The sequence below is a fragment of the Neisseria subflava genome, assembly GCF_003044645.1.
Classification (GTDB): domain Bacteria; phylum Pseudomonadota; class Gammaproteobacteria; order Burkholderiales; family Neisseriaceae; genus Neisseria; species Neisseria subflava_B.
In genome coordinates, this window is sequence record NZ_POXL01000016.1 from 1 (window position 1) to 5,786 (window position 5,786).

2 tRNA genes and 3 rRNA genes are annotated in these 5,786 nt (G+C 49.5%); all 5 read left to right on the forward strand.

Going from position 1 to position 5,786, the window contains the following annotated elements:
• Positions 1–260 precede the first annotated feature (260 nt).
• A 16S ribosomal RNA gene (locus DBY97_RS11275) occupies positions 261–1,801 on the forward strand.
• Between the two features lie 105 nt (positions 1,802–1,906).
• Positions 1,907–1,983 (forward strand) — tRNA-Ile (locus DBY97_RS11280).
• Between the two features lie 5 nt (positions 1,984–1,988).
• Positions 1,989–2,064 (forward strand) — tRNA-Ala (locus DBY97_RS11285).
• A 348-nt stretch (positions 2,065–2,412) separates the two neighbouring features.
• Positions 2,413–5,301: ribosomal RNA gene (locus tag DBY97_RS11290) — 23S ribosomal RNA — on the forward strand.
• Positions 5,302–5,396: 95 nt separating this feature from the next.
• Positions 5,397–5,510, forward strand: a 5S ribosomal RNA gene (rrf, locus tag DBY97_RS11295).
• Together the 16S, 23S and 5S rRNA genes with 2 tRNA genes alongside form the textbook arrangement of a ribosomal RNA operon.
• The last annotated feature ends 276 nt before the right edge of the window (positions 5,511–5,786 follow it).

Consider the following 5,786-nt stretch of genomic DNA (forward strand, 5'->3'; position numbering starts at 1 on the left):
GGCGTATAGTTCGGTTCTTCGCTGCTGACGCGGTGAAGAAAACGAAGCAGACAGTATAACACAGTTAGTTAAAATTTTCGATAATTTTAGTTGACATTTGCTAAATGTACTGTATAATTCGATTCGCTCTTTAAAAAACAGATTACCGATAAGTGTGAGTGCATTAGGCCTCACACTGTTTGAAAGACAGACAAGATGATGTTTTAGACATTGTCCTGTCGGTTTCTTTGAAGCAGACCAGAAGTTATAAGTTAGAGATTGAACATAAGAGTTTGATCCTGGCTCAGATTGAACGCTGGCGGCATGCTTTACACATGCAAGTCGGACGGCAGCACAGAGAAGCTTGCTTCTTGGGTGGCGAGTGGCGAACGGGTGAGTAATATATCGGAACGTACCGAGTAATGGGGGATAACTAATCGAAAGATTAGCTAATACCGCATATTCTCTGAGGAGGAAAGCAGGGGACCTTCGGGCCTTGCGTTATTCGAGCGGCCGATATCTGATTAGCTAGTTGGTGGGGTAAAGGCCTACCAAGGCGACGATCAGTAGCGGGTCTGAGAGGATGATCCGCCACACTGGGACTGAGACACGGCCCAGACTCCTACGGGAGGCAGCAGTGGGGAATTTTGGACAATGGGCGCAAGCCTGATCCAGCCATGCCGCGTGTCTGAAGAAGGCCTTCGGGTTGTAAAGGACTTTTGTCAGGGAAGAAAAGGCTGTTGCTAATATCGACAGCTGATGACGGTACCTGAAGAATAAGCACCGGCTAACTACGTGCCAGCAGCCGCGGTAATACGTAGGGTGCGAGCGTTAATCGGAATTACTGGGCGTAAAGCGAGCGCAGACGGTTACTTAAGCAGGATGTGAAATCCCCGGGCTCAACCTGGGAACTGCGTTCTGAACTGGGTGACTAGAGTGTGTCAGAGGGAGGTAGAATTCCACGTGTAGCAGTGAAATGCGTAGAGATGTGGAGGAATACCGATGGCGAAGGCAGCCTCCTGGGATAACACTGACGTTCATGCTCGAAAGCGTGGGTAGCAAACAGGATTAGATACCCTGGTAGTCCACGCCCTAAACGATGTCAATTAGCTGTTGGGCAACTTGATTGCTTAGTAGCGTAGCTAACGCGTGAAATTGACCGCCTGGGGAGTACGGTCGCAAGATTAAAACTCAAAGGAATTGACGGGGACCCGCACAAGCGGTGGATGATGTGGATTAATTCGATGCAACGCGAAGAACCTTACCTGGTCTTGACATGTACGGAATCCTCCAGAGACGGAGGAGTGCCTTCGGGAGCCGTAACACAGGTGCTGCATGGCTGTCGTCAGCTCGTGTCGTGAGATGTTGGGTTAAGTCCCGCAACGAGCGCAACCCTTGTCATTAGTTGCCATCATTTAGTTGGGCACTCTAATGAGACTGCCGGTGACAAGCCGGAGGAAGGTGGGGATGACGTCAAGTCCTCATGGCCCTTATGACCAGGGCTTCACACGTCATACAATGGTCGGTACAGAGGGTAGCCAAGCCGCGAGGTGGAGCCAATCTCACAAAACCGATCGTAGTCCGGATTGCACTCTGCAACTCGAGTGCATGAAGTCGGAATCGCTAGTAATCGCAGGTCAGCATACTGCGGTGAATACGTTCCCGGGTCTTGTACACACCGCCCGTCACACCATGGGAGTGGGGGATACCAGAAGTAGGTAGGGTAACCGCAAGGAGCCCGCTTACCACGGTATGCTTCATGACTGGGGTGAAGTCGTAACAAGGTAGCCGTAGGGGAACCTGCGGCTGGATCACCTCCTTTCTAGAGAAAGAAGAGGTCTGATGCATTCACACTTATCGGTAAACTGTAAAAGATGCGGAAGAGAAAAGCTTGAGTGAAGACAAGATTCGCTTAAGAAGAGAATCCGGGTTTGTAGCTCAGCTGGTTAGAGCACACGCTTGATAAGCGTGGGGTCGGAGGTTCAAGTCCTCCCAGACCCACCAAGAACGGGGGCATAGCTCAGTTGGTAGAGCACCTGCTTTGCAAGCAGGGGGTCATCGGTTCGATCCCGTTTGCCTCCACCAAGAACTTTACAAATCAAAGGAAGCCTGCTATACTTAGCAGCTTATTTTGATTTGCGAAGTGAAATATCGACGCATCGATCTTTAACAAATTGGAAAGCCGAAATCAACAAACAAAGACAATGAGTTTGTTTTGATTTTTTGTTCTTTGCAAAGGATGAAAAATTTCTCGTAAGAGAAAAGAAAACAAACACAGTATTTGGGTGATGATTGTATCGACTTAATCCTGAAACACAAAAGGCAGGATTAAGACACAACAAAGCAGTAAGCTTTATCAAAGTAGGAATTTCAAGTTTACTTCCCTAGTCAACGGGTAGGTAAACGAAGTCAAAGAGGTTCTTGAAATGATAGAGTCAAGTGAATAAGTGCATCAGGTGGATGCCTTGGCGATGATAGGCGACGAAGGACGTGTAAGCCTGCGAAAAGCGTGGGGGAGCTGGCAATAAAGCTATGATCCCGCGATGTCCGAATGGGGAAACCCACCTCTTAGGAGGTATCCTTATCTGAATACATAGGATAAGTGAAGCGAACCCGGAGAACTGAACCATCTAAGTACCCGGAGGAAAAGAAATCAACCGAGATTCCGTAAGTAGTGGCGAGCGAACGCGGAGGAGCCTGTACGTGATAACTATCGAGATAGAAGAACAAGCTGGGAAGCTTGACCATAGTGGGTGATAGTCCCGTATTCGAAATCTCAATAGTGGTACTAAGCGTACGAAAAGTAGGGCGGGACACGTGAAATCCTGTCTGAATATGGGGGGACCATCCTCCAAGGCTAAATACTCATCATCGACCGATAGTGAACCAGTACCGTGAGGGAAAGGCGAAAAGAACCCCGGAAGGGGAGTGAAATAGAACCTGAAACCTGATGCATACAAACAGTGGGAGCACCCTTGTGGTGTGACTGCGTACCTTTTGTATAATGGGTCAACGACTTACATTCAGTAGCGAGCTTAACCGAATAGGGGAGGCGTAGGGAAACCGAGTCTTAATAGGGCGAACAGTTGCTGAGTGTAGACCCGAAACCGAGTGATCTATCCATGGCCAGGTTGAAGGTGCCGTAACAGGTACTGGAGGACCGAACCCACGCATGTTGCAAAATGCGGGGATGAGCTGTGGATAGGGGTGAAAGGCTAAACAAACTCGGAGATAGCTGGTTCTCCCCGAAAACTATTTAGGTAGTGCCTCGAGCAAGACACTGATGGGGGTAAAGCACTGTTATGGCTAGGGGGTTATTGCAACTTACCAACCCATGGCAAACTAAGAATACCATCAAGTGGTTCCTCGGGAGACAGACAGCGGGTGCTAACGTCCGTTGTCAAGAGGGAAACAACCCAGACCGCCAGCTAAGGTCCCAAATGATAGATTAAGTGGTAAACGAAGTGGGAAGGCCCAGACAGCCAGGATGTTGGCTTAGAAGCAGCCATCATTTAAAGAAAGCGTAATAGCTCACTGGTCGAGTCGTCCTGCGCGGAAGATGTAACGGGGCTCAAATCTATAACCGAAGCTGCGGATGCCAGTTTACTGGCATGGTAGGGGAGCGTTCTGTAGGCCGATGAAGGTGCATTGTAAAGTGTGCTGGAGGTATCAGAAGTGCGAATGTTGACATGAGTAGCGATAAAGCGGGTGAAAAGCCCGCTCGCCGAAAGCCCAAGGTTTCCTACGCAACGTTCATCGGCGTAGGGTGAGTCGGCCCCTAAGGCGAGGCAGAAATGCGTAGTCGATGGGAAACAGGTTAATATTCCTGTACTTGATTCAAATGCGATGTGGGGACGGAGAAGGTTAGGTTAGCAAGCTGTTGGAATAGCTTGTTTAAGCCGGTAGGTGGAAGACTTAGGCAAATCCGGGTCTTCTTAACACCGAGAAGTGATGACGAGTGTCTACGGACATGAAGTAACCGATACCACGCTTCCAGGAAAAGCCACTAAGCTTCAGTTTGAATTGAACCGTACCGCAAACCGACACAGGTGGGCAGGATGAGAATTCTAAGGCGCTTGAGAGAACTCAGGAGAAGGAACTCGGCAAATTGATACCGTAACTTCGGGAGAAGGTATGCCCTCTAAGGTTAAGGACTTGCTCCGTAAGCCCTGGAGGGTCGCAGAGAATAGGTGGCTGCGACTGTTTATTAAAAACACAGCACTCTGCTAACACGAAAGTGGACGTATAGGGTGTGACGCCTGCCCGGTGCTGGAAGGTTAATTGAAGATGTGCAAGCATCGGATCGAAGCCCCAGTAAACGGCGGCCGTAACTATAACGGTCCTAAGGTAGCGAAATTCCTTGTCGGGTAAGTTCCGACCCGCACGAATGGCGTAACGATGGCCACACTGTCTCCTCCTGAGACTCAGCGAAGTTGAAGTGGTTGTGAAGATGCAATCTACCCGCTGCTAGACGGAAAGACCCCGTGAACCTTTACTGTAGCTTTGCATTGGACTTTGAAGTCACTTGTGTAGGATAGGTGGGAGGCTTTGAAGCAGAGACGCCAGTCTCTGTGGAGCCGTCCTTGAAATACCACCCTGGTGTCTTTGAGGTTCTAACCCAGACCCGTAATCCGGGTCGGGGACCGTGCATGGTAGGCAGTTTGACTGGGGCGGTCTCCTCCCAAAGAGTAACGGAGGAGTTCGAAGGTTACCTAGGTCCGGTCGGAAATCGGACTGATAGTGCAATGGCAAAAGGTAGCTTAACTGCGAGACCGACAAGTCGAGCAGGTGCGAAAGCAGGACATAGTGATCCGGTGGTTCTGTATGGAAGGGCCATCGCTCAACGGATAAAAGGTACTCCGGGGATAACAGGCTGATTCCGCCCAAGAGTTCATATCGACGGCGGAGTTTGGCACCTCGATGTCGGCTCATCACATCCTGGGGCTGTAGTCGGTCCCAAGGGTATGGCTGTTCGCCATTTAAAGTGGTACGTGAGCTGGGTTTAAAACGTCGTGAGACAGTTTGGTCCCTATCTGCAGTGGGCGTTGGAAGTTTGACGGGGGCTGCTCCTAGTACGAGAGGACCGGAGTGGACGAACCTCTGGTGTACCGGTTGTAACGCCAGTTGCATAGCCGGGTAGCTAAGTTCGGAAGAGATAAGCGCTGAAAGCATCTAAGCGCGAAACTCGCCTGAAGATGAGACTTCCCTTGTGGTTTAACCACACTAAAGAGTCGTTCGAGACCAGGACGTTGATAGGTGGGGTGTGGAAGCGCGGTAACGCGTGAAGCTAACCCATACTAATTGCTCGTGAGGCTTGACTCTATCATTTGAAGAACTTCAAAAGATAAAAGCTTACTGACTGATTCAGTCATCACCAAATAATTGATTAAGGCTTTACCAATTTGTAACAGTTTAAGTTTGGCGGCCATAGCGAGTTGGTTCCACGCCTTCCCATCCCGAACAGGACCGTGAAACGACTCAGCGCCGATGATAGTGTGGTTCTTCCATGTGAAAGTAGGTCACCGCCAAACACCCATTCCGAAGCCCCCGACTGATGTCGGGGGCTTTTTACATGCCTGTCGGTTCTGTCGGTTTGGCGATAGGGGATGGGGTAATGGGTGCAAGGATATTGATAAACCGATACCCCTTCCGATACCTATTGAGTGTTCGTGCATTCTTGGTATTTGAATTATGTATGGTTACCCTGTTGTTATTCTTGAACAAAAGTACCGAAAGTTACGGTTAACCGTTTGGAATGTTTGAAATCGAACGTTATTTGCGTTATTATGTCGTATGCATTTATATGG